Origin of the sequence: Streptomyces fructofermentans (genome assembly GCF_014651055.1) — a bacterium.
Lineage (GTDB): Bacteria > Actinomycetota > Actinomycetes > Streptomycetales > Streptomycetaceae > Streptomyces > Streptomyces fructofermentans.
In genome coordinates, this window is sequence record NZ_BMWD01000028.1 from 36,259 (window position 1) to 62,190 (window position 25,932).

Below are 25,932 nucleotides of genomic sequence, written 5' to 3' on the forward strand. Positions count from 1 at the left end.
GAGGGGCGGACTGGTGTGCGCAAGCCTACGAGGGGGTGCGCGGGTTGCCGCGCCCGCAGGCGCGCGGGGCCGCCCCTCCGCCTTGCGGTCAAGCTCGTTGGAGGACTTTCCGGCCGCTCGGTACAGGGCCGGACCCGGGTACGTCCGCGGAGGCTCGTGCGGGGAGCGTCACAGTCAAACCACCGGACACCGCCCATACCCGAATCAGCGGGACACCTTCGCTCTGGCGAAACCGTTGGCCCCATGGATACCGTCGTTGCTCTTGCCTGAACCTATTTCTCACGGGGAGTCCACTGTGAAGCGCCGTACTTTGCCCGTTGCTGCCGCGTTTGCCGCGAGCGCAGCTCTGCTGCTGACGGCCTGTGGGGGCGAGGACGACACGTCGAAGGACAGCGACAAGATCGCGGGGGCGGGTCAGTCGGAGGAGGGCTCGGCCTCGCCGAGTGCGGCGGCTTCCGACTCCGTCGAGCGGCCCGAGGTCACGCTCCCGAAGGACATCGACAATGTCTTCGAGAACTGGAAGACGGGCGACGCGACGAAGGACGCGGTGCTCGCGGACGTCACCCGCCGCGTCAACGCCACGGACGCGGCCATCAGCGCGGGCGACCCGGACTCCGACGGGATCAAGTTCTACTACGAGGGCGAGGCGCTGATCGGTGCCGTCGAGTGGGTCCAGGGATACGCGAAGGACGGACGCTCGATCACGGGGACGACGCGCTACTTCAAGCCCGAGTTGAAGGTCGTCGACAAGGACACCGCGGCCGTCGCGTACTGCTCCGACGAGAGCAAGGCCTACGACAAGGACCGGAAGACCGGCAAGGCCGACAAGACGGCCGCGACCAAGAACTCCTACGTCACGTACAGCGCGCGCTTGCAGAAGAACGATCAGGGGGTCTGGCAGACCACGAGTCTGCTGTCGGAGAGGGGGAACGCGAAGTGCACTCCGTGACGACGCGGGGACGATGGCTCGTGGCAGGTGCGACGGCCGCGATGCTGATCGCGTCACCAGGCACCGCATTCGCGGACAAGGGCGGCAACAACTCACAGGGCGGCAACGCCCAGACCAGCGGCAACCGGAGTGGCGGGTCCATCGAGTCGCTGGTCACGTACAGCGGCAGCACGGGCGGCGGCGGCAAGCGGACCGGCAACGTGCGGCCCGTCGGCGACTGGGACCCACCCGCCTGCTGGTACGAGCCGCGTACGCCCGAGCAGTTCGGCAAGTCAGTCGAGGAGATGTACACCGAGACGGTCAACTACCCGGGCCAGCACAGCTACGCCAAGTCCGCCGTCGGGATGTACCGGTCCATGTACAAGGACGGCGAGTACAAGGACTACAACAAGGACAAGGCCGACGAGGGCAACTGGTGGGTGTCCGTCCGCGACGAGGACCGCTGGATGGAGCCCGAGGCGCAGACGTGCGACGAGATGCCGTTCTGGGTCGAGAACGGTGACGACCCGGGCGTCCCGAACGCGGTCACCCCGCAGATCCTCGCCGAACTCGCCTACAACAGGCTCCAACTCCCCGAGACCGAGGTGACGCTCGCTCCCGAGGAGAACACCAAGGTGAACCTCCCGACGTGGGCCTGGCTCGACAAGGCCACGTTCAAGGAGGTCGACGTCACCGCCGAACTCGACGCCGGCGGCCTCAACATCCAGGCGACGACCACGGCCAAGCCGGTCTCCCTCAGGCTGGAGCCGGGCACCGAGGACGCGGAGACCTACCCGGCCTCGGGCGAGTGCCGGATCAACGACGACGGTTCGATCGGCGAGCCCTACGCCAAGGGCAAGTCCGACGAGACCCCGCCGTGCGGGATCAAGTACCTGCGCTCCTCCGGCGACGGCAAGTTCAAGCTCCAGGCGACCATCACGTGGGAGATCAGCTGGACGGGCACCGGCAACCCCGCCCCGACCCGGCTGCCCGACGGCACGTTCGGCGCCGATCAGGAGATCACGGTCCAGGAGATCCAGTCGGTCAACCGGTAGCCGACAGCGGTGGAACGGCCCGCGCGTCGGCCCCGAGCGCCAGCCAGGGCGTTCGGGGCCGCCCGCTGCGGCGACCGGACCCGGTCCACCAGGCACCGCGCCGGAAACCGCCGCCTCGGCCTCATTGCATCTGAACACGCCCTCGGCGCACGGGAGTCACCGTACGGAAGGCCCTGCAGTTGGCTGATTCCCCACAATGCGGGCATCGCGGCCGGCTCGGCGCCCTCCCGCCCTTCGCACTGGTGAAACAGCGCACGCCCCGGATACGGTCGTCACCGTGGTCACACCGGTCGGCCATGCCCGCAGGCAATTCGCCGGCAACCGTGACGCCGGACGGGCCGGCCGCTCGCACCGACCGCCGCAGCCGAACCGATCCCGACCCACAGGAGTACGTCACCAATGGGGAAAGATGCGGACCTCCGGGTCAACGTCGACCTTCTCGTGGAATCAGAGTCCCGCCTCAAGAGCATCCGGCGCGAATTCAAGGGCCTCGGCGACCACACCGACGGAATGAGCCCCTACTGGGGCAGCGGTGAAATCGAGGACGCCATGGGCGAATTCGTGGACAACTGGGACGACTACCGGGCCAAGATGATCAAGAGCATCGAGACCGTGGGGGAGTTGGTCAAGTCGACGGTCGACGGGTTCAACGGCCTGGACGGCGACCTGGCCAAAGGTCTGCGAGAAGGCGCGAAGAAGTAAACTCCGGCCCGTCGCACTCCGTGTCCGGCACCAGCTCCGCACACGGAAGGCAACCGGCGGGCCCAATGACGGGGAGACGTGGAAAGCAGTGGCCGCATCATCCAAAGCCAGGCCGCGGGACTGGCATCCGCTCGCCGAGTCCGACCCGGTGCCCGGGGACGCGGAGGAGATCCGCGCCGAGGTGAAGCGCATGAAAGGTGTCGCGGAGTCGCTCCGCGAACAATCACGACTGCTGCTTGGAATCGGCGACGACGACGAGCTCAAGGGCAAGTACGCCGGAAAGCTGAAAGAGGAATCCGGTGTCCTGGAGAAACACCTGCGCGAGGTCGCGGGACGCTACGAGCGTGTGCACGGGCACCTGACGAACTGGGCGGACGACCTGGAGCACTACCAGGGCGAAGCCGACGCGGTCCTGCGCAAGGCCAAGGAGAAGCAGGACGAGGTCGACGCGGAGAAGAAGAAGGAACCGAGTGCCGGGGATTCACCCAAGTCGTCGGGGGACGGCACGGACGGCGATCCGCTGCAGGAGTTCCGCGACCACCTGGACCGCATCAAGGGTGACCGCGACGACCGCGCCCGCCACCACGCCAAGAAGATCCGCGATCAGCTCGACGACGTCATCGAGGACAGCACGTGGGACAACATCAAGGGCTGGGTCCACGAGAACGCGGACTGGATCAAAGTCGTCATTGACGTGCTGGGCTGGCTCGCGACCATCGCGGGCGTCATAGCCATGTTCGTACCCGGACTCAACCTCGCGATCCTGCTGCTGGTCGCCGGGCTCATCGTCCTGGGAACCAGGATCATGCTCGTGGCGTCCGGCGACGCGAGCTGGATGGACGTCGCCATGGATTCCATCGGTCTGCTCACCATGGGCATGGGACGCCTGGGTGTCGCCCTGCTCAAGGGCGCCAACGCCAGCACCAAGGCGGCCGCCGCCGCCTCGCGCATCGGCAAACTCAAGGACGGTGTCCGCGCCCACTCCCGTGTCATGGACCAGTTGGGCCGGCTTGCCGCCACGTCCTCGGACGACGCGACCCGGATCTTCGCCAAGGAGATGCGGCTCTTCATCCGCAAGAAGATCCTGGACGACGCGGGACGGGTGTCCCTGGACTCCCCGGAGATCGGCAAGCTCGCCAAGGCCATCAACATGGGCGACGACGAGGCCGCCGGACTGTACGCCAACATCGCCAAGAACGGGCAGGCTTTCCCCGAGGCCGTCTCGACCGCCACCCGCGTCGGCTCCAACGTCGGGTACGGCGTGTCACTGGCCGGCGCGTACATCGGAACCGGTGCCGACCTCGTCGACAAGAGCTTGGGGCAGAGCGACGCGATCGCCGGGGCGCACGGCGTGTGGGGCACTCCGGACAAGCCCTTCAGCGAGACGTACAACGACTGGAAGGCGAACACGTGGCTGCCGCCCGTCGACACGCACTGGTAGGTCGGCACGGCGCCCGGACGAAGGTGGAGAACTGATGCCCCCCAACCAAGCACTTGCCACGTCGGCGGTGGTCACACGCCTCGGCGGCGGAGTCGTGGCGGCGGCGCGGCTGTGCGTCATCGTGCCGGCCGTGTTCATCGTCGTGTACTTCCTGCTGGTCGCCGTGAGTCCGCGCTCCTTCGTCCCGGTCTGGCTCTGGACGGAGCGCGCCGTGGTGTCCGCGGGCATCCTCGGAGTGCTGTGGATCTTCGCTCGGCACCCGTGGCACAGCCGCCGTCCCGAGGGACTCACCCACGCGCTGCTCGTCTCCTGCACCCTGCTGCTCCCGGCGCTGGTGACGGCGTTCTGGCCGGGAGTCGTCGGCGCGCTCGTCACTCCGCTGCTGGTGGCCGGCTCGGCCGCCGCGGAGAGGTTCCGGCGTGCCTGAGGCCTCCGGCGAGACGATCGCCCCGACGCTCCCCCTCGGCTACCGGTTGGTACCGCCCCCGGGCTGGGACATGGTCCCCCTGCGGGACGGCACGGACGAAGCGGTCAAGCGCATCGTCGACCGGGCGGTGGCGCGGCTTTCCGAGGACATACCCAAGGACGACGTCATCAAGGCGCGCCTGGAGCTGATGAAGCGGCTCAACAAGGCCGCCCAGCAGGCCCGCCGGGCGGGCGGGCTGACGCTCTACCTCCCGGTGGAGCGCATCCACGGCACGCTGATAGGCGCCTCGATCATCGTCTCCGAGGCACTCAGCGGCCCCGGGGTCGGCATCGGACACGGGGAGGTCGTCGCCGAACTGCTGGCGGAGGGCGCGGGGAGCGGACCGGTCACCGTCGACGGCTCCGACGGCGTGCGTGTGGACAAGACCGTCGCAGCCGACCCTGAGCGGGAAGTGGAACAGGCCTCCCGGCGCATCGACTACGTGCTTCCGGTGCCGGGGAGCCCCGTCGCCCAGTGGGTGACGGTCTGCTTCAGCACCATCGCCGACGGGGACCCCCACAGCGAGTTCGCCGATGTCCTGGTCGAGCTCTTCGATGCCGTGATGACGACGTTCCGCTGGAGTTACGCGTGATTTTCCTCGAGACCGATTCGGACCCCTTGGAGTGGCTCCTGATGCCGCTGCGGTGGAACGGTGCCGACGAACGCCAGGAGTGGGCGGCCAAGAACGCGGACATGCTGTGGAGGCTGCGCGAGAAGCGGCCCAAGCGGCGCGAGGTCCGCGCGCTGGCGAAGCGCCTGGACATGCTGGCGGAGGGGATCCCCGGCCGTATTCCGGCGCACCAGGTCTTCCTGTACGCCCCTGATCCGCGTCGAACCCCGCTGGCGTTCTTCGCTCTCACGGCGCCGACCGAGGGCGACCGGGACACGGTGCTCCGCGAGGTCGTGCAGGCGGACCGGGAAAGCCCCGTACGCCCGACCGAAGTGGACGCGTTCACGACCGAGCGGCTCGGCGAGGGTCTGCGCTCCCTCCGGTACTGGGGTTCTCGTGAGGGGGCGCTCATGATGTCGCTCAACTTCGCCTGGCGGGCGGAGCAGTTCGGGGTCGATCTGTCGGTGCGCACGGTCGCGGACGATCCCGGGTGGCTGGCGGCGCACCTCGACGAGGTCGACGCCTTCGCACGGAGCCTGTGGCTGGCGGACGCCCCGGAGGGGCCGCAACCGGCCTGACATCCATAGGTGGTTCGGCTCGTCCCCGGCAGACCCGGGAACCTCCGCCCCCGAGCCCCCCTCACCCCTCCCGCGCCGCCCGGCTCCTCCCCTTGCCCCTTCGCCGCAGCTTCCGCATCCGCTCCCGGTGCCGTGCGCGGCGTTCCTCGTCGCGTGCGCGGGTCCAGCGGTGGAGCAGCCGGCCCACGGCGCCCGCGGTCAGCGCGTACGCGAGCAGCACGGTGCCCGTGCCGGGGATGTACGCGCAGAACGACCGGCCGGAGCAGTTCTTGCCGGGCAGGGCGAACAGCACGAAGAGGGCGGCGCCGCACGCCACCGCCCAGCACGCGCCGGACGCCGCCGAGCGCAGCGGGCCGCGAAGCCGGCCTCCACCGGACCGTTCGCCGGAGAGCCCGCCGGAGAGCCACCTGCCGCCGAACCCGCCGAGCACCGTGACCAGTCCCAGTCCCGCGCCGACCGTCCAGGGACCGCCGGGCCGGTCGAGCAGGGTCGGGACCACCCCGCGGACGAGCGACTTCACAGTTGCGGCGCCGAACAGGAACAGCCCCGCGAGAGCCGCCAGCACGGCCACGAACAGCACGGCCTGGACGGCGAATCCGAGCCGTCCCCCGCGTTCGGTCATCACATTCCCTTCGAGTGCGCGCCGCCGTCCCCGTCCGGCGGCCCACGGAGACGGGCCCACGGGCGTGAGCCGTGGCCAGGGATCGCGGCGGCGGCCCACGGCGGTGGACCCGAAGCCCGTGCCGTGATCGGCCGTCCACTTCCCGTGCGACACGGATCGGTACGACACGGACCGGTACGACACGGACCGGTACGGCGAGGCACACGCACGCCCCGCCGCACCGGTCCGCACCGGCCCTGCAGGCGGCCCTGCAGCCGGTCCGCCGACTAGCCCTTGACGCCCTTGGCCAGCTCCTCGTCCAGGTCCTGGTACGCCTTCGCGGCGCTGGTGAGGAACTTGGACATGCCGGTCAGGCCCTCGATCGTGTCCTTCGCGCCCTTCTTGAACTCCGTGAACGAGTCCTCGAAGGCCTGCGAGCCCTTGCGGGTGGTGTAACCGTCCTTGACGAGGCCCTGGATGTACCGCTCAAGGGCGTCGAGCTTCTCGTCGATCTTGTCCTTGGCATCGGTCAGCTTGGTAGCCGCCTTGTGCATCTCGTCATAAGTGATGTCTGCGTCTTTGCCGCCGGCCATGTGGCGTCCTCCGAAACAACTCGACGTGCCGCAGGGCCAACCCCCGTGGCTCCCGGTGCGGATGATGCGATCGTCCGCGGAACTTGCAGCTTACGCAGCACGCTTGCAGCCGCACACCCCGGATCCGTCAAGAGCCTTCAGGGAACGGGCACATACGCCGTTGCCCGTGGGAAGGGTGGAGCGGATATCGTCACTGGTCAGTCAACAGGCAGTTCAGTGGTCACTGCGGCCCGCCGTCCGCCGGGGACGAGGCGGGTCCGGGGATTTCGGGGAGGACGATCGTGCGCCTGACTCTGACCGTCGTCGATCCGCTCGGCGGCGCCAGCGCCGACGTGGTGCTCGACGCCGATCCCGAGTCCTCCGTGGGGGACATCACGAAGGAGCTGGCGGCACACGTCGGCCACGGCGGCGGGGCGCAGATCATCCCCATCGGGCACCACGGGCAGCAGGCCCCGCCCGGCGGGGCGCCCCTCGCGTACGTGGACGGGCATCCCGTCGACCCCGACTCCACGATCGGCACCTCCCCCCTGCGCGAGGGTGCCGTGGTCAGCCTGCACGACCCCGCCGGCTGCCTGCCGGGCGAGCCGGGCGGACTGGTCGAGCTGCGGGTCGCGGGCGGCCCCGCGGCTGGATCCGTGCACCGGCTCGGCATCGGCCGGTACGACATAGGCAGCGGTCCCGCCGCCGCGCTGCGCGTCGCCGATCCCGAACTCCTGCCGCGTGCTTTGACGTTGTCAGTTGCAACGGACGGGACCTGCCGGATCGCCCTGCACGGCGACGACGCGGACAAGGAGGGCGTGACCCTCGACGGCGAACCCCTCGACGGTACGGACTGGCCGCTGGGCGCCCAGGTCGCCGTGGGCAACACGCTTCTCGAACTCGACCGCTACTCACCGCCGAACGCCGCCCTCAAGTGGTCCGAGGACGGTGCGGGGCTCGACTACAACCGGCCCCCTCGCCTCCAACCCCCCGAGCGCCAGACGCGGTTCAGGCTGCCCACGCCGCCGCGGGACTTCGAGGCCCGGCCGCTGCCGTGGCTGATGGCCTTCACGCCGCTCGTCGGAGCCGTCGTGGCGGTGATGATCTTCGGGCGCTGGTACTACATGATCATGGCCCTGCTGAGCCCGCTGATCCTCTTCGGCAACTACTTCATGGACAAGAAGCACGGGCGTACGTCCCATGCGAAGCAGGTCAAGGAGTACAAGGAGCACAAGGAGCGGATCGAGAAGGACGCCCAGGAGGCCCTGGTCACCGAACGGCTCGACCGGAGGGCGGCGGTGCTCGACCCGGCCGGGGTGCTGTCGCTGGGCACCGGGCCCCGTACGCGGCTGTGGGAGCGGCGGCGCACCGACGCCGACCACCTTCTTCTGCGGGTCGGCACGGGGCAGTTGCCCTCGGAGGTCGTGCTCGACGACCCCGAGCAGGACGACCACAAGCGCGAGGTCACCTGGCGGATCGAGGACGCCCCGGTGGCGCTGCCGCTGCGCGAGCGCGGGGTCGTCGGCATCGCCGGTCCCGGCGACTCGGCGCAGGCGCTCGGCCGGTGGATCGTCGCGCAGGCCGCGGTCCTGCACAGCCCGCTGGACGTCCAGTTCTACGTCCTCACCGAGAACGGCTCGCGGGAGGGCTGGGACTGGGTCCGCTGGCTGCCGCACTCGCGTCCGTCCGGCGCCCAGGACGCCAACGTGCTGATCGGTACGGACGCCGAGACCGTCGGCGCGCGCATCGGCGAGCTGACGCAGCTCCTCGACGCCCGCCGGAAGGCCGCCCGGGAGAACGGCCGCCAGTCCACGTTCACCGACCCGGACATCGTGGTCGTGTGGGACGGCTCCCGGCGGCTGCGGTCCATGCCCGGTGTCGTACGGCTGCTGCGGGAGGGTCCCGCGGTCAGCATGTACGCGATCTGCCTGGACGCGGAGGAGCGGTTCCTGCCGGGCGAGTGCCAGGCCGTCGTCGTCGCCGAGCCGAAGCCGGAGGAGCACCCGAGGCCCGGCGCGACCGGCGCCGGGGCGGCCGCCGAACCGGCGGGCCGCGGCTACCAGGCGGGCGCCGACGGCTTCCCCTCCTTCCACGCCTGGCACGCCTCCGACGCCGACGACGGGACCGCGGACGAGCACGAGCCCCTCCACCTGCGGCTGCGCGTCGAGCAGACGGGCACGGCCCGGGTCAGGAACGTACGGCCCGACTTCGTGTCCGCCGGCTGGTGCGCACGGCTCTCCCGCGCGCTGTCGCCGCTGCGCGACATCAGCGGCGAGACCGAGGACTCCGCGCTGCCCGGCTCGAGCCGGCTGCTCGACGTGCTCCAGCTGGAGCCGCCGACGGGCGAGGCGATCTCCGCCCGCTGGCGGCTGGGCGGCCAGTCGACGATGGCGGTCGTCGGCGAGTCGTACGACGGCCCCTTCGGCATCGACATCCGGCGGGACGGACCGCACGGCCTGATCGCCGGTACGACCGGTTCCGGCAAGTCCGAGCTGCTCCAGACCATCGTGGCGGCGCTCGCCGTGGCCAACACCCCCGAGAACATGACGTTCGTCCTGGTGGACTACAAGGGCGGCGCCGCGTTCAAGGACTGCGTCAACCTGCCGCACACCGTGGGCATGGTGACCGACCTCGACGCGCACCTCGTCGAGCGCGCCCTGGAGTCGCTGGGCGCCGAACTGCACCGCCGGGAGCACATCCTGGCGGCCGCCGACGCCAAGGACATCGAGGACTACCAGGACCTGGTGCGGCGCGATCCCACGCACCGTCCGCTGCCCCGACTCCTCATCGTCATCGACGAGTTCGCCTCGATGGTGCGCGACCTGCCAGACTTCGTCACCGGCCTGGTCAACATCGCCCAGCGGGGCCGTTCGCTCGGCATCCACCTGCTGCTCGCGACCCAGCGGCCGAGCGGTGTCGTGTCCCCCGAGATCCGTGCCAACACCAACCTCCGCATCGCGCTGCGGGTGACGGACGGCGGGGAGTCCAGCGACGTCATCGACTCCCCGGAGGCGGGGCACATCTCCAAGAGCACGCCGGGCCGGGCGTACGTGCGCCTCGGGCACGCCTCACTCGTGCCCTTCCAGTCGGGCCGGGTGGGCGGTCGGCGGCCCGGAGCCGCGGACCCGCGGCTGCTCGCCCCCTGGGCAGGCCCGCTGACCTGGGAGGACCTTGGCCGGGCCGCGCTCGTCAAGCCCAGGGTCGAGGCCCGCGACGAGGAGGAGATCACCGATCTCAAGGTGCTCGTCGACGCCGTCGGCGAGGCCAACCGCTCACTCGGCATCCCCGCCCAGCACAGCCCCTGGCTGCCCGCGCTCCCCGAGACGCTCCTGCTGGACGAGGTCGGGATGCCGGCCCCCGCGGCCCTGGCCCCGGGCAGGCTGCCCCCGGCCCCGTACGGTGTCGAGGACCTGCCGTCCGACCAGGCCCGCAGGCCGGTCGTCGTGGACTTCGCCTCCTTCGGGCACCTCCTCGTCGGCGGCGCCCCGCGCAGCGGGCGCTCGCAGATCCTGCGCACCCTCGCCGGCTCCCTCGCCCGCACCCACTCGGCGGCGGACGTGCACCTGTACGGCATCGACTGCGGCAACGGCGCGCTCAACGCGCTGACCCGGCTGCCGCACTGCGGTGCCGTCGTCTCGCGCAACCAGACCGAGCGGGCCGTGCGGCTGGTCACGCGCCTCAAGGGTGAGTTGACACGTCGTCAGGACCTGCTGTCCGACAAGGGGTTCGCCGACATCGGCGAGCAGCGTTCGTCGGTCGGCGAGGACGAGCGGCTGCCGCACCTGGTGGTGCTGCTCGACCGGTGGGAGGGCTGGCTGCCGACGCTCGGCGAGTACAACCACGGCGAGCTGACGGACGAGCTGCAGACGATCATGCGGGAGGGCGCGAGCGTCGGCATCCACCTCGTCGTCACGGGCGACCGGCAGGTGCTGCTCGGCCGGATGGCCTCGCTCACGGAGGAGAAGTACGGCCTGCGGCTCGCCGACCGCTCCGACTTCACGATGCTCGGCATCAACGCCCGCAAGGTCCCGGAGGAGATCCCGCCGGGCCGCGGCTTCCGGAACGAGACGGCGACCGAGACGCAGTTCGCGCTGCTCTCCGACGACCTGTCCGGTCAGGGACAGGCCGCTGCGCTCGCCGCGATCGGCGAGGCGGCGGCCGCGCGCGACGCCGAAGTCCCGCGTGCGCGGCGCCCGTTCCGGGTGGACATGCTGCCGTCCCGGATCGGTTTCGCGGAGGCCTGGGAGATGCGGGACCCGGCCGTCGCGCGGTCGCGGCTGTGGGGTCTGGCCGGGATAGGCGGCGACGACATCATGGCGTTCGGCCCGGACCTCTCGCAGGGCGTGCCGACGTTCGTGGTGGCGGGCCCCGCCAAGTCGGGCCGCAGCACGGCGCTGCTCAACCTGGCCCGCTCGTACCTCCTCCAGGGCGTACGTCTCGTGATCGCGGCGCCGCGCCCGTCCCCGCTGCGTGAACTCGACGGCCGGGAGGGCGTGGTGAAGGTGTTCACGGACGACGACATCGAGAGCGACGACTTCAACGAGGCGATCGAGTCGGCGTCCCCTGAGGAGCCCATCGTCGTGATCGTGGACGACGGCGAGGTGCTGGAGGACTGCGACTGCGAGCGTGAGCTGAAGCGGCTGGTCCAGCGCGGCGCCGACCGGGGGCTCGCCCTCGTGATCGGAGGCGACGAGGAGGAGGTCTGCGGCGGGTTCTCCGGCTGGCAGGTCGAGGCGAAGAAGGGCCGCCGCGGCATCCTGCTCTCGCCGCAGGACTCCGGCGCCGGCGAGCTGATCGGCATCCGCACGACCCGCAGCATGGTGGGCGGACCGGTCACCCCCGGCAAGGGCATGCTGCACCTGGGCTCGGGAGAACCGGTCACGGTCACCGTGCCGCTGTGACCCACCGGCGGGGCGGCACCACCCGCCACACGCCGCCGCCGTGACCCGTTCACGACGGCGGCGGAACCGCCCGCCGCCGCCGTGCCGGACGCCCGCCCACGGGGCGTCGCCGGCGTCACTCCACCTTCGACATCCGGGCCACCGGGTCCCCCGCCTCCGCGTTGTCCGTCTCGTACCGCAGGTCGTCGCCGACCCGGGTGAGGCGGACCTCGTGGCGCCGCGTCGTGCACCGGGACGTGGTGGAGGGCTTGGACACGCTGGTGGCGACGAGCCGTTCGGCGGTGGCCTTCTCGAGGACCAGGTCGGTGTCGCAGGTGCCGCCGATGAGGTCGGTCTGCCGGAAGGTGCCGAGCGGTTCGCCCACCGCGGCCTGGCGGACCGTGACCCGGAACGTGCCCATGGGCAGCTTGCCGTCGAGCGCGAAGCCGTCGCCCTCCCAGGTGCCCAGGTAGGAGCCGGGGACCGCGGTGGCTCCCTCGGCGGGTTCCGTGGCGCTCGCCGTCGCCGCCGGGGGCGGAACCGCTCCGGAGTCGTCCGGCCCACCCGAGCCCTCGCCCTCCAGCAGGTCGAACGCGAACACCGAGCCGAGCGTCACCGCCGCCAGCGCCCCGGCCACGGCGAGCGCCACCGTGCAGCTCAGCCGGCGGCCCCGGCCGCCGGGGCCCGGCACCGAGGTCGCGGCGACACTGACGGACACCCCGCCCGCGCCCTTCCCGGCGCCGTCGCGCGCCCCCGGCACGTACGTGGGCGCGCCGGCCCCGTGAACGGCCGCGCCGGAGGACCCGGGCGCGCCCGGCGCGTGCGTACCGGAGGGGACCGGGCCGGGCCCCGGTCCTGAGGCGGCCGGGAGGTGGGACGCGTACGAGGGGTCGGGCGGGCCGAACACCCCCGCCGCCGGGGTCCCCGCACGCCCCGCTTCCGCTGCCGGCGCCCCAAAGTCGCCCACCGAGGGGCTGCTGAAGCCGATGACGCCCGAGGGCCCGGCCCCGGCCGCTTCGAGGTTCAGCAGCCGCACCGCGCTGCGGCTGACCTGTTCGACCAGCGGACCCGGCAGCCATCCCGCGGTCACGAGTCCCGCCGCGCCCTCCGGCGCGAGGGCGGCGGCGAGAGCGGCGGGGGACGGCCGGGCGGCCGGGTCCTTCGCCAGGCACCCGGCGACGACGTCCCGCAACGTGCCCGAAAGGGAGCCGAGTTCGGGCTCCTCGTGCACCACCTTGTAGAGGAGCGCGGCCGAGGAGTCGCCGGGGAACGGGGACGCGCCCGTGGCCGCGTACGCGAGGACCGCGCCCAGGGAGAACACGTCGGCGGCCCCGGAGACCCCTCTGCCGAGGATCTGCTCGGGCGACATGTAGCCGGGCGAGCCGACGGAGACGCCCGTGGAGGTGAGGGACGCCGTGCCGTCGGTCGCGCGGGCGATGCCGAAGTCGATGAGGAGCGGGCCGTCCAGGGTGAGCAGGACGTTCGAGGGCTTCACGTCGCGGTGCACGAGGTCCAGCCGGTGCACGGCCGCCAGCGCCTCGGCGAGTCCGGCGCCGAGGACGCGCACGGAGTGCTCCGGGAGCGGTCCGGCGTCGGCGACCGCGGCGCCCAGCGCGGGACCCGCCGCGTAGCCCGTCGCGACCCAGGGGACGGGTGCGTCCGGGTCGGCGTCGAGGACGGGGGCCGTGTAGGCGCCGCCGACCCGCCTCGCCGCCTCGACCTCCCGGCGGAACCGGGCGCGGAACTCCTCGTCCAGCGCGAAGTGCGGGTGCACGACCTTGACCGCGACCGTACGGCCGCCCGCGCTGCGGCCCAGATAGACGCGGCCCATCCCGCCCGAGCCGAGCCGGCCGAGCAGCCGGTAGGGCCCCACGGCGGTGGGTGCGTCCGCTTCGAGTGGCTGCATGGTGCGCGCCTCCCCCGTCTCCCCGTTGCGCCGCGCTCCCAGCAGAGTAGTGCCGCGCGTCACGGCGTCAGCAGGTCCACCTTCACGTCCGGTGCGAACCCGGTCGTCGGGCCCACCCTGCGCGCGAACTCCGCGACCGCGTCGAGCTGCGGACCGCCGAAGCGGAAGTCGAGCGTCGTGAAGTAGCGCTCCAGGACGCCCGCGTCGAAGGCCTCCCAGCGGGCCGCCTGCTCGGCGACCTTGGCGACCTCCTCCAGGGAGACGTCCCGGGAGGCGAGGAAGGCCTCGTGCACCGTGCGCGTGACGGCCGGCTCGCGCTCCAGGTACTCCCGGCGGGCCGCCCACACCGCGAAGACGAACGGCAGGCCCGTCCACTCCTTCCACAGGGTGCCCAGGTCGTGCACGGCGAGGCCGTAGCGCGGACCGTCGAGGAGGTTGGCGCGCAGGGCGGCGTCGCCGATCAGCACCGCCGCGTCCGCCTCCCGCATCATCAGGCCCAGGTCGGGCGGGCACGTGTAGTAGGAGGGGCGCACGCCGAACCGTTCCGCCAGGAGCAGCTGCGCGAGCCGTACGGAGGTGCGCGAGGTGGAGCCGAGCGCGACCCGGGCGCCGTCGAGCTGCTCCAGCGGGACCTGGGAGACCAGCACGCAGGACATGACGGGGCCGTCGCAGCCGACCGCGATGTCGGGGAAGGCGACGAGTTCGTCGGCGTTGCGGAGGAACTCGACGAGCGTGATCGGGCCGATGTCGAGGTCACCCCGCACGAGCTGCTCGCTGAGCTTCTCGGGGGTGTCCTTGGTGAGCTCGAAGTCGAGGAGCGTGCCCGTTCTCGCGAGCCCCCAGTAGAGGGGCAGGCAGTTCAGGAACTGGATGTGGCCGACGCGCGGCCGGGAGCGGCGGGCGTCGGGACGCCCCTCGGGAGAATTGTCCACATCGCGAGGCTAGCCCCCATGCGGTACGGTGCAGGACCCAGGGTGCCGGTGTGGTTCCTGGACCCTCCGGGCCGCTCGTGTCAACCCTTTCGGCACGGCCGCCGCACCGCCGCGTCAACCCCTTCGGCGCATTCGCCAAACTTCCGGGTGACGTGATCTTGCCCTCTATTGCTTTCGGCTGCCTGCGTGCTAGGCTCGCCCGCAAGTTGCAGTTTGGTTTCCCTTGCAGTACAGAGCCTGCGGAGCATGTAACCGCGGGCTCTCGTCGTTTTCAGACGAATGCAGTTGTTTACAAGCAGTTGTTTACAGACTTGCAGGTTCTGGAGCAGGGCAACCCTTTGGGCCCAAGGAGGGCTTATGGCTACCGGAACCGTGAAGTGGTTCAACGCCGAAAAGGGCTTTGGTTTCATCGCCCAGGAAGGCGGCGGCCCGGACGTCTTCGTCCACTACTCCGCGATCAACGCGAGCGGTTTCCGCTCCCTCGAAGAGAACCAGGCGGTTACCTTCGACGTGACCCAGGGTCCGAAGGGCCCGCAGGCGGAGAACGTCACCCCCGTCTGATCCTTCGGCGTTCATGAGCAGCATGCTCTGATCCGGAACTGAGAGCAGTACCCAAGGAGCCCCGCACCGTCAGGTGCCGGGGCTCCTGCCTTTTCCCGCCGCGCGCCCGGGGTCCGGCCCGCCGTCCTCCTGCACCGGCCTCCTCCGCCCGGTGGCGCGAGCGTGCCGGGCCGCTACCGCGCGTACATCTCCTCGATCTCGCGGGAGAACTCCCGGGTGACCACGGCCCTGCGCAGTTTCATCGTGGGGGTCAGATGGCCCTCCGTCTCGGTGAGGTCGGACGGCAGCACGGTGAAGCGGCGTACGGACTCGGCCCGGGAGACGAGGCGGTTGGCGTCGTTCACGGCGCGCTGCAGGACGGCGCGCAGGTCGGTGTCGGTGACCAGGGCGTCGACCGGGAGGGGCGGCTTGCCGGTCATCCGGCACCAGTGGTCCATGCCCTCGGCGTCGAGGGTCAGCAGCGCCGTGACGTAGGGGCGGTTGTCCCCGACCACCACGCACTGGCTGACGAGGGGGTGCGCGCGCAGCCAGTTCTCCAGCGGGGCGGGCGCCACGTTCTTGCCGCTGGTGGTGATGAGGATGTCCTTCTTGCGGCCGGTGATCGTGAGGTAGCCGTCGCCGTCGAGTTCGCCGAGGTCCCCGGTGGCGAACCAGCCGTCCTGGTCGGCCGGGACGACCCCGCCGGCCTGCGGGTCCCAGTAGCCGCGGAACACCTGCTGCCCGCTGAGCAGGACCTCGCCGTCCTGAGCGATCCGGACGCGGGTGCCGGGCAGCGGCCAGCCGACCGTGCCCATCCGGGGCCGGTGCGGATAGGTGAGGGTGGCGGCGGCCGTCGACTCGGTCAGCCCGTAGCCCTCGAAGACCTGGATGCCCGCGCCCGCGTAGAAGGAGGCCAGCCGGCGGCCCAGCGGCGAGCCTCCGCAGACGATCTGGCGGACCCGCCCGCCGAGCGCGGCGCGGATGCGCCGGTAGACGAGCGGGTCGTAGAGCGCGCGGGCCGCCCTGAGCTTCGCGCCCGGACCCGGTCCGGTGCCGTGCTGCTGCGCCTCCAGCGCCTCGCCGTAGCCGCGGGCGACCCGGGCCGCCCTGTCGAAGGAGGCGGCGCGCCCGAGTCTCTCGGCGGTCGCGCGGCCGGTGTTGTAGACCTTCTCCAGGACGTACGGGATGGCGAGGAGGAAGGTCGGCCCGAAGCCCGCGAGGTCGGCCAGCAGTTCGTCCGTACGGATGCTCGGGGCGTGGCCGAGCCGCACCCGGGCACGCATGCAGGCGACGGCGACCATCCGGCCGAAGACGTGCGACAGGGGCAGGTAGAGCAGGGTGGACGCGGGGTCCTTGAAGCTGGATCTGAAGATCGGGTGGAGCAGTTCGACGGCGTTGTCGACCTCGGCGAAGAAGTTGCCGTGGGTCAGGGCGCAGCCCTTGGGGCGGCCCGTCGTGCCGGAGGTGTACATGAGGGTGGCGAGCGAGTCCGGGCCGAGGACCCCGCGGCGCACGATGACCTCCTGGTCCGGTATCTCGCGGCCCAGTTCGGCGAGGCGGTCGGTGTGCCCCTTCTCGAAGACCCACATGTGGCGCAGGTCGGGGAGCCGTTCGCGTTCCGGGCCGAGCGCGGCGGCCTGCGCCACGTGCTCGACGGCCAGCGCGACGGCGCCCGAGTCGTGCAGGATCCAGCGCGTCTGGAAGACGGACGAGGTCGGGTAGACGGGGACGGTGACCAGTCCCGCGGCCCAGGCCGCGAAGTCCAGGAGCGTCCACTCGTACGTCGTACGGGCCATGATCGCGAGCCGGTCGCCGGGCATCAGCCCTTCGGCGATCAGGCCCTTGGCGACGGCCAGGACCTGGTCGGCGAACTCCGCCGCGGTGACGTCCCTCCAGCGGCCGTCCGGTCCCTTGCGGCTGAGCACGGCGTCGTCGGGCGCCTGCTCGGCGTTGTCGAAGGGGATGTCCGCCAGGGAGCCGTGGGTCACCGGCCGCACGAGCGGCGGGACCGAGACTTCCCGCACGACTCCGTCCAGCTTCCTCACCTCGGGCTCGGGCAGGACGGGTCGGGGGCGGGCGGAGGTATCGCGGGACACGGGCGGCTCCTAACTCTTTCGCTGCTCCCATTACGGACCTGTGAAGTGGGGGGTTCACCCGGGAAACCGGGGGGCTTGTGTGCGGAAGAGTGAGAACTTCGTGCGTGCTCGGACGGTCGTTCTTCTTCTGTCCGCCACGCCCCGGTATCGGGGGCGAAGCGGGCACCGGCCCGGTGCCGGGTGTCCGGGAGGGGTGCCCGGCCGGGGGATCGGCGGCCCCGCTCCGGGGGCGGCCCCCCCTCGACCCGCCCTTCACCGGCGACGTAGACTTACCCACGGTAACCCCACTTCGGGGCAAGTGAATCGGAGCGCCTCCGGCAGCACCGGGAGGCGGACCCGGGGCCGGCCGCCGCCCGGCACGCGCAGGAAGAGGGGCCGACATGGGAGACATCCGGGCCGGCGAGGCCGCGCGCACTCTCGGCCGGCCGCCGTCGCTCGGACCGCTGCTCGCCCGCGGGGCCGTCCTGTCACCGTTCAAGCGGCCGCGCGCGGGAGTCACGGCGCCCCGGCGGGGGCTCACCCTGCCGGGCGTCCGGATCGACCTGTCGGCGCTCGCCGCCTACGAGCGGGTCTGCGGGTTCGGGGTCGGCGCCGACGACCTGCCGGTGACGTATCCGCACGTCCTGGGCTTCCCGCTGGCCATGCGGCTGATGAGCGGGCGCGCGTTCCCGCTCCCGCTGCTCGGCCTGGTCCACACCTCGGTGGAGATCCGCCGCCACCGCCCGCTCCCGGCCTCGGGGGAGTACGAACTGACGGTGTACGTGGACGAGTTGGTGCCCCATCGGCGCGGGACCGAGGCCGTCGTGGTGACCGGGGTGCGGGTGGGCGGCACTCCGGTGTGGGAGTCGCGCAGCACCTATCTCGCCCGGCACCGCACCACCGCGGACGGCGCCGGGCCGCCCCCGGGCACGCGGGAGCGCGCGCCGCTGCCGCAGCGCGCGCGGTGGCAGCTCCCGGGGGATGTCGGGCGTCGCTACGGGGCGGCCTCGGGCGACCGCAACCCGATCCATCTGCACCCGCTCACCGCCCGGCTGTTCGGATTCCCCCGGACCGTCGCGCACGGCATGTGGAGCGTGGCGCGCTGCCTCGCCGACCACGGGGTGCCCGGATCGGCCCTGGTGCGGGCCGAGTTCAGGGCTCCGGTGCTGCTGCCGGGAACGGTGGCGTACGGCGCGGAGGGTGCCGCGTTCGAGCTGCGCGGGCCCGGTGGGCGGCTGCACCTGAACGGTCGGGTGGAGCCGCTACCGCTGCTCTGACCAGGACCGGCCCTCCATGAGGTCACCGAGCCCCGCCCAGGCGAAGTTCATCATCGTGGCGGCGGCCTGCCGGGCCGAGACCCCGGTGGCCGCGTTGGCCCATGCGGCCAGGGACTCGGCGGCGCCCACGAGCGCCTCCGCCAGTCCGGCGACCTCGTGCTCGGGCAGTGAGGGATCGCGTCGGGCGTCCCGCGCCGCGACCGCGATCAACCGCGTGACGAACGCGACGATCTCCTCGCGCATCGCGCTGACCTCGGCGGCGAACGGCTCGCCGTGGGTGCGCGCCTGGAGGTGCAGGATCGCCCAGCCGTCCGGGTTCTGCGCGGTGTGGGAGAAGAACGCCCGCAATCCTTCCCAGAGTTGGCGGTCGGCGGGCAGGCGCGGCCGGACGCCCTCGCGCACGGCGGCCGTGAGCGCCTGGGCCTCGCGCCTGATGCACGCGGTGAAGAGGTCTTCCTTGGAGTTCAGGTAGAGGTACACCAACGGCTTGGAGACGCCCGCCAGATCGGCGATCTCGTCCATCGAAGCGGCCCGGTAACCCCGTTGCCCGAAGGTCCGCACGGCCGCGTCCAGCATCTGCCGTTCGCGCACGGCACGCGGCATCCGCTTGCTCTTCACTGCACCCATACGCGCAAGAGTACGAGTAGTGCGCCGACGGGCCGGCGGACTCCGGGGTCCCGCGGCCCCCGTGGGGCGCGGCACCTCGTGGGAGTCCCGTCAGGACGTGCGGCCCGGCGCCCCGGTCGTCCCGTCCACGACGGCGTCCTCCTGGTTGCGGCTGGCCTCCAGGCCGGACTTCATCCGGTCCACGCGCTGCACGATCCGCTCCGAGGCGCGGTCCCGCTCCCTGCGCAGGACGACGAAGCTGATGGGGGCCGAGACCAGCAGGGCGAGCAGGACGACCCACATGCCGTTGGAGTCGCCGAGGCCGCGCGGGGCGACGCCGGAGTAGACGAGGGCCCAGACGACCACGAGGCAGCCCACGAAGATCCCAAGGCGCATCAGTGTGTACCGGAGCATCTCAATCCACTCTTCCCGTCCGAATGTTCCCCAAGGGCACCGTCCAGTGAAGCACGCGCGGGGCGCGGTCCCGCACGGGGGTACCGCGGGCCTGGGTGTCCCGCGGGGCTCAGACCACGCCCAGCGGCAGCAGCATCGTGACGTCGTCCCGGTCCTCCCCGGGCGCCACCCGGATCGCGTCCGGCACGCGGCCGACCTCCTTGTAGCCGCAGGAGGCGTAGAACCGCTCCAGCCCCTGCCCGCCCCGGCAGGTGAGCCGTATCGCCTCGATCCCCTCCAGGCCGCGGGCCGCGTCGGCGGCGGCCGCGAGCAGGTCCCGCCCGTAGCCCCTGCCCTGGTGGCGCGGGTGCACCATCACCGTGTGGAGCCACACCCAGTGGGCCATCAGCCGGTGCGTGTTGGAGGCGATGAAGACCGTCGCGACGACCTCCCCGCCCTCGTCCCTGCCGATCAGCAGCCGTGTGCGCCCCTCGCTCATGGCGACCAGGTGCCTCACGAGTTCCGGCCGGACCGTCTCGCGTGAGACGGGCGGCACGAAGCCGACGGAACCGCCCGCGTTGGAGACGTCGACCCACAGATCGACGACGCTGTCGCGCAGCGCGGGACCGACAGCGGGATCGAGCTCGAACGTAAGGGCCATAAGTCAAGAATAACCATTACATCATGTCCGGCTCAAGCCGTTCCGGGGAACGCGCACCGCCGCACACCACCACGCACCGGAGCGCGCACCCGACCCCGGCGCGGGCCGGGGCCGCCGCGCCCGGGGCCCGGACGCGCCACCGGCGGGGGCGTGCGGGAGGTGCGGGGCGAGGGAGTCAGACCCGCATCGGCTGGGGCGACTCGCGGCGCCCGGGGTCGGCGCCCTCGTACTCGCGGATGATCTCGTAGCGCGTGTTGCGCTCGACGGGGCGGAAGCCCGCGTCGCGGATCAGGTCGAGCAGGTCCTCACGGGTCAGCTTGTTCGGCGTGCCGTAGTTGTCGGCGTCGTGCGTGATCTTGTACTCGACGACCGAGCCGTCCATGTCGTCGGCGCCGTGCTGCAGGGCGAGCTGCGCGGTCTGGACGCCGTGCATGACCCAGAAGACCTTGACGTGCGGGACGTTGTCGAACAGCAGCCGCGAGACCGCGAACGTCTTCAGCGCCTCGGCACCGGTCGCCATCTGCGTGCGCGCCTGGAGCCGGTTCCTGACCTTGCCGTCCTTCAGGTCCACGAAGTCGTGCTGGTAGCGCAGCGGGATGAAGACCTGGAAGCCGCCGGTCTCGTCCTGGAGTTCACGCAGCCGCAGGACGTGGTCGACGCGGTGCCGGGGCTCCTCGATGTGCCCGTACAGCATCGTGCACGGGGTCTTCAGACCCTTCTCGTGCGCGAGCCGGTGGATGCGCGACCAGTCCTCCCAGTGGGTGCGGTGGTCGACGATGTGCTGCCGGACCTCCCAGTCGAAGATCTCGGCGCCGCCACCGGTGAGGGACTCCAGGCCGGCCTCGATCAGCTCGTCGAGGATCTCCGAGGCGGACAGCCCGGAGATGGTCTCGAAGTGGTGGATCTCGGTGGCCGTGAACGCCTTGAGGGAGACGTTCGGGAGGGCCTTCTTCAGCTCGCTGAGGGAGCGCGGGTAGTAGCGCCACGGCAGGTTCGGGTGCAGGCCGTTGACGATGTGCAGCTCGGTGAGGTTCTCGCCCTCCATCGCCTTGGCGAGGCGGACGGCCTCCTCGATGCGCATCGTGTACGCGTCCTTCTCGCCCGGCTTGCGCTGGAACGAGCAGTAGGCGCACGACGCGGTGCACACGTTCGTCATGTTCAGGTGGCGGTTGACGTTGAAGTGGACGACGTCGCCGTTCTTCCGCGTCCGCACCTCGTGGGCGAGCCCGCCCAGCCAGGCCAGGTCGTCCGACTCGTACAGCGCGATGCCGTCCTCGCGGGTCAGCCGCTCACCGGCCCGGACCTTGTCCTCCAGCTCGCGCTTGAGCCCGACATCCATGCGACTACCTCTCCTCGTGACGAACCCTGCCAACCGTACTCCCCCGCCCACCGGGCGCAGCGGCCCCCGTCAGGGGCTTCGCCTACTCCTCCTCGGGCAGCTCGCCGACCCGGTTCTCCCACTTCGTGGAGAGCACGATCGTCGTGCGGGTCCGGGAGACCCCCTTGGTGCCCGACAGGCGCCTGATGGTCTTCTCCAGCCCGTCCACGTCCGGGGCCCGAACCTTGAGCATGAACGAGTCGTCGCCGGCGATGAACCAGCAGTCCTCGATCTCGTTGAGGTCCTTCATCCGGCGCGCCACGTCCTCGTGGTCGGCCGCGTCGGACAGCGAGATTCCGATGAGGGCGGTGACGCCGAGGCCGAGCGAGGCCGAGTCGACCGTCGCGCGGTAGCCGGTGATGACACCGGCGGCCTCCAGGCGGTTGATGCGGTCGGTGACACTGGGTCCCGACAGGCCGACGAGGCGTCCCAGCTCCGCGTAGGAGGCCCGGCCGTTCTCCCTGAGGGCCTGGATGAGCTGCCTGTCCACCGCGTCCATGCGATCGATAGCCTTCCGCTGAAGAGTTCGTGAAGTGATGTACGGGTCGTGCGCGTTGTGCTGCGGTGCCCCGGTGCCGTGCCGCCCGGCCCCGCGGGCGCGGTGCTCAGGCCGGACGCGGGGCGCCGCCGAGCTCGCCCTCCCAGCGCCGGTAGAGCGTGTGCCCGACGCCCGCCGCGTCCAGCACCCGGCCGGCCACGAAGTCCACCAGGTCCTGGATGTGCGTGGCTCCCGCGTAGAAGGCGGGGGACGCCGGCAGCACGGTCGCGCCGGCGTCGTCCAGCGTCACCAGGTGCCGCAGGGTCTGCCCGTTCAACGGGGTCTCGCGGACGGCGACGACGAGCCTGCGCCGCTCCTTGAGGACGACGCTCGCGGCGCGTTGCAGCAGGTCCTTGGAGAGACCGAGCGCCACTCCGGCGACGCACGCGGTGGAGGCGGGCACGATGAGCATCCCCTTCGAGGGGTACGAGCCCGAGGACGGCCCCGCCGCCAGGTCCCCCGCGCTCCAGTGCCGTACGGCGTCCACCGGCACGTCGAAGGTGCCGGGCTTGCCGTCGGCCCCCAGCGCCAGCCAGGCGCGCAGGTCCTCGCGCCAGTGGCCGTCCCGGAAGGAGATCCCCGTCTCGTCGAGCAGCGTGAGCCGGGAGGCGCGCGAGACGACGAGGTCCACGCTCTCCCCGGCGGCCAGGAGCGCCCGCAGGACCGCGGCGGCATACGGTGTGCCGGACGCGCCGGACACCCCTACGATCCAAGGCGTACGCGCCGACTTTCCTGGCTTGGCTGGGTTCACGCCCCCGAGCCTATCCGGCGGCACGGGGTGGGAACCGGACGAGGGTGCCCGCTCGTTTTCCGGAGTGGACGAGTGGGTGGGGGTTGCCATGTCGGGTGCCGGGCTCGGGTGGACGCGCGGACACCGTGCGGAGGCCGCCGCCAAGCTGATGGTGGGCTGGGTGGCGCTGCTGTGGCTGCTCGAAGTGGCCGACGCGGTGAGCGGTCACGCGCTGGACCGGTTCGGCGTGGTGCCGCGCACCGCCTCCGAGCTGATGGACGTGGTGCCCGCCGCGTTCACCCACTTCGGCTTCGCCCACGTGGCCGCCAACAGCGTGCCCCTGCTGGTCCTCGGCTTCCTCGCCGCGCTCGGCGGGCTGCGCCGCTTCGTCGCCGTGTGCGCGCTGATCGTCGTCGCCGACGGCCTCGGGGTCTGGCTCGTCGCGCCGTCGGGCACCAACACCGCGGGCGCCTCCGGCCTGGTCTTCGGGCTGTTCGGCTTCCTGCTGGTCGGCGGCCTCGTCGAACGCCGCCCTCTCGGTGTCGTGGTGGGCGTGCTGGTCGCGGCGGCGTGGGGCGGCACGGTCCTCGCGGGTGTCGCGCCCACCCAGACCGGTGTGAGCTGGCAGGCCCACCTGATCGGACTGGCCGCGGGGGTGGCGGCGGCGTTCCTGTTCCGCCGCCCGGCCACCGCGCCGCCCCCGCTCACACCGTGAGTCCGCGCACCAGCAGGTCGAGCAGCGCGCACACGAACAGGGCGATCCCGATGAAGCCGTTGACGCTGAAGAACGCCCGGTCGACCCGGGACAGGTCGTGCGGCCGGACGATGGAGTGCTCGTAGAGGAAGGCGCCGGCGACGATCAGCAGGCCGAGCCAGAAGAAGGCTCCGGCGCCGGTGGCCAGCGCGTACCAGACGAACAGCCCGGTCGTCACGGCGTGGCAGCCGCGCGCCCCCCACACCGCCGCCGGGACGCCGAAGCGCGCCGGGACGGACCTGACGCCGATCTCACGGTCCGTATCCACGTCCTGGCAGGCGTAGATCAGGTCGAAGCCGCCGATCCAGACGCCGACCGCGAGACCGAGGACCACCGCGTCCCAGGACCACTGCCCGGTGATCGCCAGCCAGCCCCCGACGGGGCCCATCGCCTGGGCGAGGCCCAGGATGGCCTGCGGGAAGTTCGTGAACCGCTTGCCGTACGGGTAGACGACCATCGGGATGACCGCGATGGGCGCGAGGGCCAGGCAGAGCGGGTTGAGCAGCGCGGCGGCGCCCAGGAAGAACACCAGGGCGACCAGCGCGCCCGTCCAGGCGTGCCGGACGGACACCGCGCCCGTGACCAGTTCGCGCTGGGCCGTGCGGGGATTGCGGGCGTCGATCTCGCGGTCGATGATCCGGTTCGCGGCCATGGCGAACGTCCGCAGACCGACCATCGCGACCGTGACGAGCAGCAGGTCGCCCCAGTGGATGGTGCCGTCCACCTCGAACATCGCGGTCAGCGCCGCGATGTACGCGAACGGCAGCGCGAACACCGAGTGCTCGATCTTGACGAGGCGCAGGAACGCCTTGGTGCGCCCCGGCTGCGGGATCGCGGCTGATGCGCTGCTCACGAGAGTCCGTACTCCTTCCAGCGGCGGTCGACCTTCGACGCCGTCTCCGGGTCGGACAGCACCATCTCGGGCCAGCCGCCGTCCCGCGTGTACCCCTCCTCGGGCAACTTCCTCGTCGCGTCGATGCCCGCCTTGCCGCCCCAGAACTGCTGGTACGAGGCGTGGTCGAGGTGGTCGACCGGTCCCTCGACGACGGTCAGGTCCCGCGAGTAGTCCGTGTTCCCGAGAGCCCGCCACGCGACCTCGTGCAGGTCGTGCACGTCGCAGTCGGAGTCGACGACGACGATCAGCTTGGTCAGGGACATCATGTGCGCGCCCCAGACCGCGTGCATGACCTTCTGGGCGTGCTTCGGGTACTTCTTGTCGATCGCGACGATCGCGCAGTTGTGGAAGCCGCCGGCCTCGGGCAGGTGGTAGTCCACGATGTCCGGCACGATGATCTTCAGCAGCGGCAGGAAGAACCGCTCGGTCGCGCGGCCCAGCGGACCGTCCTCGGTCGGCGGCCGACCGACCACGATGGACTGGAGCAGCGGCCGCTTGCGCATGGTGACGCAGTCGATCGTCAGCGCGGGGAAGGGCTCCTGCGGCGTGTAGAAGCCGGTGTGGTCGCCGAACGGGCCCTCGGGGAGCATCTCCCCGGGCTCCAGCCAGCCCTCCAGGACGACCTCGGCCTGCGCCGGCACCTGGAGCGGCACGGTCTTGCAGTCCACCATCTCGATCCTCTTGCCCTGCACGAATCCGGCGAAGAGGTACTCGTCGATGTCGCCGGGCAGCGGGGCCGTCGAGGCGTACGTCACCGCGGGCGGGCAGCCGAAGGCGATGGCGACCGGCAGCCGCTCGCCGCGCCGGGCCGCCACCTGGTAGTGGTTGCGGCTGTCCTTGTGGATCTGCCAGTGCATGCCGATGGTGCGCCTGTCGTGGCGCTGGAGGCGGTAGAGCCCGAGGTTGCGGACACCGGACTCGGGGTCCTTGGTGTGGGTGAGCCCCAGGTTGAAGAAGGAGCCGCCGTCCTGCGGCCAGGTGAACAGCGCGGGCAGGCTGTCCAGATCGACGTCGTCCCCGCGGAGCACGACCTCCTGGACCGGCGCGTCCTTGACCTTCTTCGGCGGTACGTGCGTCATCGCGCCGAGCTTCCCGAAGGCCTCGCGCACTCCGACGAACCCGTGCGGCAGCTCCGGCTTGAGCAGTCCGCCGATCTTGCCGCTGATCTCCTCGTAGGACTTCAGGCCGAGCGCCTTGAGCAGTCGGCGGTCGGTCCCGAAGACGTTCATCGCGAGGGGCATCGCCGATCCGCGCACGTTCTCGAAGAGCAGGGCGGGGCCGCCCGCCTTCTGCACCCGGTCGACGATCTCCCCGACCTCCAGGTGCGGATCCACCTCGGCCTTGATGCGCTTGAGGTCGCCCTCGCGCTCCAGGGCCCTGAGCAGCGAGCGAAGATCGTCGTAAGCCATGCGTC

24 protein-coding genes are annotated in these 25,932 nt (G+C 71.6%); 11 read left to right on the forward strand and 13 right to left on the reverse strand.

Annotated elements, in window-relative coordinates; translation table 11 throughout:
* Window positions 1-295: 295 nt before the first annotated feature.
* From IE265_RS30625 to IE265_RS30655, 7 genes are all read left to right on the forward strand, one after another.
* Window positions 296-949 carry a hypothetical protein gene (locus IE265_RS30625; RefSeq protein WP_190038989.1) on the forward strand — a complete coding sequence of 218 codons (654 nt, stop codon included), beginning with the start codon at window positions 296-298 and terminating at the stop codon, window positions 947-949.
* A gap of 41 nt (window positions 950-990) precedes the next feature.
* Complete coding sequence (locus IE265_RS30630) at window positions 991-1,983, forward strand: hypothetical protein (RefSeq protein WP_190039061.1); 993 nt, start codon at window positions 991-993, stop codon at window positions 1,981-1,983.
* Between the two features lie 399 nt (window positions 1,984-2,382).
* Window positions 2,383-2,685: a DUF6317 family protein gene (locus tag IE265_RS30635; RefSeq protein ID WP_190038990.1), complete on the forward strand. Its 303-nt coding sequence runs from the start codon at window positions 2,383-2,385 to the stop codon at window positions 2,683-2,685.
* 88 nt (window positions 2,686-2,773) lie between these two features.
* On the forward strand, window positions 2,774-4,126 hold the full coding sequence (locus IE265_RS30640; protein ID WP_190038991.1) for a hypothetical protein: 1,353 nt from the start codon (window positions 2,774-2,776) through the stop codon (window positions 4,124-4,126).
* A 34-nt stretch (window positions 4,127-4,160) separates the two neighbouring features.
* Window positions 4,161-4,553, forward strand: a complete 393-nt coding sequence (locus IE265_RS30645; RefSeq protein ID WP_190038992.1) for a hypothetical protein — start codon at window positions 4,161-4,163, stop codon at window positions 4,551-4,553.
* The gene (locus IE265_RS30650; RefSeq protein WP_190038993.1) at window positions 4,546-5,184 is read left to right on the forward strand and encodes a hypothetical protein; all 639 of its coding nucleotides are present in this window, start codon (window positions 4,546-4,548) and stop codon (window positions 5,182-5,184) included. Before IE265_RS30645 ends, IE265_RS30650 begins: the two co-directional genes overlap by 8 nt.
* On the forward strand, window positions 5,181-5,780 hold the full coding sequence (locus tag IE265_RS30655; protein WP_190038994.1) for a hypothetical protein: 600 nt from the start codon (window positions 5,181-5,183) through the stop codon (window positions 5,778-5,780). Before IE265_RS30650 ends, IE265_RS30655 begins: the two co-directional genes overlap by 4 nt.
* A 61-nt stretch (window positions 5,781-5,841) precedes the next feature.
* On the opposite strand, the gene IE265_RS30660 is transcribed toward IE265_RS30655, so the two are convergent.
* Window positions 5,842-6,402, reverse strand: coding sequence for a hypothetical protein (locus IE265_RS30660; RefSeq protein ID WP_190038995.1), 561 nt, complete (start codon window positions 6,400-6,402; stop codon window positions 5,842-5,844).
* A gap of 266 nt (window positions 6,403-6,668) precedes the next feature.
* A complete protein-coding gene (locus tag IE265_RS30665; protein WP_190038996.1) occupies window positions 6,669-6,974 on the reverse strand; it encodes a WXG100 family type VII secretion target in 306 nt (101 codons plus the stop codon).
* A 281-nt stretch (window positions 6,975-7,255) separates the two neighbouring features.
* Between IE265_RS30665 and IE265_RS30670 the strand changes: the two genes are divergently transcribed.
* Window positions 7,256-11,854 (forward strand): FtsK/SpoIIIE domain-containing protein, encoded by a 4,599-nt coding sequence (locus tag IE265_RS30670; RefSeq protein ID WP_190038997.1) that lies wholly within the window; start codon window positions 7,256-7,258, stop codon window positions 11,852-11,854.
* A gap of 115 nt (window positions 11,855-11,969) precedes the next feature.
* Here IE265_RS30670 and IE265_RS30675 read toward each other — a convergent pair whose 3' ends face one another.
* Both IE265_RS30675 and IE265_RS30680 read right to left on the reverse strand, forming a co-directional pair.
* The gene (locus tag IE265_RS30675) at window positions 11,970-13,739 is read right to left on the reverse strand and encodes a serine/threonine-protein kinase (RefSeq protein ID WP_190038998.1); all 1,770 of its coding nucleotides are present in this window, start codon (window positions 13,737-13,739) and stop codon (window positions 11,970-11,972) included.
* Window positions 13,740-13,798: 59 nt separating this feature from the next.
* Window positions 13,799-14,671 (reverse strand): menaquinone biosynthetic enzyme MqnA/MqnD family protein, encoded by an 873-nt coding sequence (locus IE265_RS30680; protein ID WP_190038999.1) that lies wholly within the window; start codon window positions 14,669-14,671, stop codon window positions 13,799-13,801.
* A 357-nt stretch (window positions 14,672-15,028) separates the two neighbouring features.
* Here IE265_RS30680 and IE265_RS30685 point away from each other — a divergent pair, with 357 nt between their 5' ends.
* Window positions 15,029-15,232, forward strand: coding sequence for a cold-shock protein (locus IE265_RS30685; RefSeq protein WP_033319512.1), 204 nt, complete (start codon window positions 15,029-15,031; stop codon window positions 15,230-15,232).
* Window positions 15,233-15,405: 173 nt separating this feature from the next.
* Here the strand turns inward: IE265_RS30685 and IE265_RS30690 are convergent, their stop codons facing one another.
* A complete protein-coding gene (locus IE265_RS30690) occupies window positions 15,406-17,307 on the reverse strand; it encodes an AMP-dependent synthetase/ligase (protein WP_190039000.1) in 1,902 nt (633 codons plus the stop codon).
* Window positions 17,308-17,687: 380 nt separating this feature from the next.
* On the opposite strand from IE265_RS30690, the gene IE265_RS30695 reads away from it, so the two are divergent.
* Window positions 17,688-18,563, forward strand: coding sequence for a MaoC/PaaZ C-terminal domain-containing protein (locus IE265_RS30695; RefSeq protein WP_190039001.1), 876 nt, complete (start codon window positions 17,688-17,690; stop codon window positions 18,561-18,563).
* Here IE265_RS30695 and IE265_RS30700 read toward each other — a convergent pair.
* The 6 genes from IE265_RS30700 to IE265_RS30725 all read right to left on the reverse strand — a co-directional run bounded on the left by IE265_RS30700 (window position 18,549) and on the right by IE265_RS30725 (window position 22,890).
* Window positions 18,549-19,190, reverse strand: coding sequence for a TetR/AcrR family transcriptional regulator (locus IE265_RS30700; RefSeq protein ID WP_190039002.1), 642 nt, complete (start codon window positions 19,188-19,190; stop codon window positions 18,549-18,551). The two genes, IE265_RS30695 and IE265_RS30700, sit on opposite strands and share 15 nt — an antisense overlap.
* Window positions 19,191-19,280: 90 nt before the next feature.
* Entirely contained in the window at window positions 19,281-19,583 is a 303-nt protein-coding gene (locus IE265_RS30705; protein ID WP_190039003.1) for a DUF4229 domain-containing protein, read from the reverse strand.
* A gap of 109 nt (window positions 19,584-19,692) precedes the next feature.
* A complete protein-coding gene (locus tag IE265_RS30710) occupies window positions 19,693-20,223 on the reverse strand; it encodes a GNAT family N-acetyltransferase (RefSeq protein WP_190039004.1) in 531 nt (176 codons plus the stop codon).
* Between the two features lie 175 nt (window positions 20,224-20,398).
* The gene (gene mqnE, locus IE265_RS30715) at window positions 20,399-21,562 is read right to left on the reverse strand and encodes an aminofutalosine synthase MqnE (RefSeq protein WP_190039005.1); all 1,164 of its coding nucleotides are present in this window, start codon (window positions 21,560-21,562) and stop codon (window positions 20,399-20,401) included.
* Window positions 21,563-21,644: 82 nt separating this feature from the next.
* Window positions 21,645-22,100, reverse strand: a complete 456-nt coding sequence (locus IE265_RS30720) for an Lrp/AsnC family transcriptional regulator (RefSeq protein ID WP_190039006.1) — start codon at window positions 22,098-22,100, stop codon at window positions 21,645-21,647.
* Window positions 22,101-22,206: 106 nt separating this feature from the next.
* Window positions 22,207-22,890: a UbiX family flavin prenyltransferase gene (locus IE265_RS30725; RefSeq protein ID WP_190039007.1), complete on the reverse strand. Its 684-nt coding sequence runs from the start codon at window positions 22,888-22,890 to the stop codon at window positions 22,207-22,209.
* Between the two features lie 88 nt (window positions 22,891-22,978).
* On the opposite strand from IE265_RS30725, the gene IE265_RS30730 reads away from it, so the two are divergent.
* Window positions 22,979-23,584, forward strand: a complete 606-nt coding sequence (locus tag IE265_RS30730; protein ID WP_190039062.1) for a rhomboid family intramembrane serine protease — start codon at window positions 22,979-22,981, stop codon at window positions 23,582-23,584.
* On the opposite strand, the gene mqnP is transcribed toward IE265_RS30730, so the two are convergent.
* Together mqnP and IE265_RS30740 are read right to left on the reverse strand one after the other, a co-directional pair.
* Window positions 23,574-24,476 (reverse strand): menaquinone biosynthesis prenyltransferase MqnP, encoded by a 903-nt coding sequence (gene mqnP, locus IE265_RS30735; RefSeq protein WP_190039008.1) that lies wholly within the window; start codon window positions 24,474-24,476, stop codon window positions 23,574-23,576. The genes IE265_RS30730 and mqnP overlap by 11 nt on opposite strands.
* The gene (locus IE265_RS30740; protein ID WP_190039009.1) at window positions 24,473-25,927 is read right to left on the reverse strand and encodes a menaquinone biosynthesis decarboxylase; all 1,455 of its coding nucleotides are present in this window, start codon (window positions 25,925-25,927) and stop codon (window positions 24,473-24,475) included. Before IE265_RS30740 ends, mqnP begins: the two co-directional genes overlap by 4 nt.
* Between the last annotated feature and the right edge of the window lie 5 nt (window positions 25,928-25,932).

Bases quoted from the DNA above. Each gene is read 5' to 3' on its own strand.
- IE265_RS30630 (WP_190039061.1), top strand. From the start codon at position 991: ATGCTGATCGCGTCACCAGGCACCGCATTCGCGGACAAGGGCGGCAAC.
- IE265_RS30635 (WP_190038990.1), top strand. From the start codon at position 2,383: ATGGGGAAAGATGCGGACCTCCGGGTCAACGTCGACCTTCTCGTGGAA.
- IE265_RS30645 (WP_190038992.1), top strand. From the start codon at position 4,161: ATGCCCCCCAACCAAGCACTTGCCACGTCGGCGGTGGTCACACGCCTC.
- IE265_RS30660 (WP_190038995.1), bottom strand. From the start codon at position 6,402: ATGACCGAACGCGGGGGACGGCTCGGATTCGCCGTCCAGGCCGTGCTG.
- IE265_RS30665 (WP_190038996.1), bottom strand. From the start codon at position 6,974: ATGGCCGGCGGCAAAGACGCAGACATCACTTATGACGAGATGCACAAG.
- IE265_RS30675 (WP_190038998.1), bottom strand. From the start codon at position 13,739: ATGCAGCCACTCGAAGCGGACGCACCCACCGCCGTGGGGCCCTACCGG.
- IE265_RS30685 (WP_033319512.1), top strand. From the start codon at position 15,029: ATGGCTACCGGAACCGTGAAGTGGTTCAACGCCGAAAAGGGCTTTGGT.
- IE265_RS30695 (WP_190039001.1), top strand. From the start codon at position 17,688: ATGGGAGACATCCGGGCCGGCGAGGCCGCGCGCACTCTCGGCCGGCCG.
- IE265_RS30700 (WP_190039002.1), bottom strand. From the start codon at position 19,190: ATGGGTGCAGTGAAGAGCAAGCGGATGCCGCGTGCCGTGCGCGAACGG.
- IE265_RS30705 (WP_190039003.1), bottom strand. From the start codon at position 19,583: ATGCTCCGGTACACACTGATGCGCCTTGGGATCTTCGTGGGCTGCCTC.
- IE265_RS30710 (WP_190039004.1), bottom strand. From the start codon at position 20,223: ATGGCCCTTACGTTCGAGCTCGATCCCGCTGTCGGTCCCGCGCTGCGC.
- mqnE (WP_190039005.1), bottom strand. From the start codon at position 21,562: ATGGATGTCGGGCTCAAGCGCGAGCTGGAGGACAAGGTCCGGGCCGGT.
- IE265_RS30720 (WP_190039006.1), bottom strand. From the start codon at position 22,100: ATGGACGCGGTGGACAGGCAGCTCATCCAGGCCCTCAGGGAGAACGGC.
- IE265_RS30730 (WP_190039062.1), top strand. From the start codon at position 22,979: ATGTCGGGTGCCGGGCTCGGGTGGACGCGCGGACACCGTGCGGAGGCC.
- IE265_RS30740 (WP_190039009.1), bottom strand. From the start codon at position 25,927: ATGGCTTACGACGATCTTCGCTCGCTGCTCAGGGCCCTGGAGCGCGAG.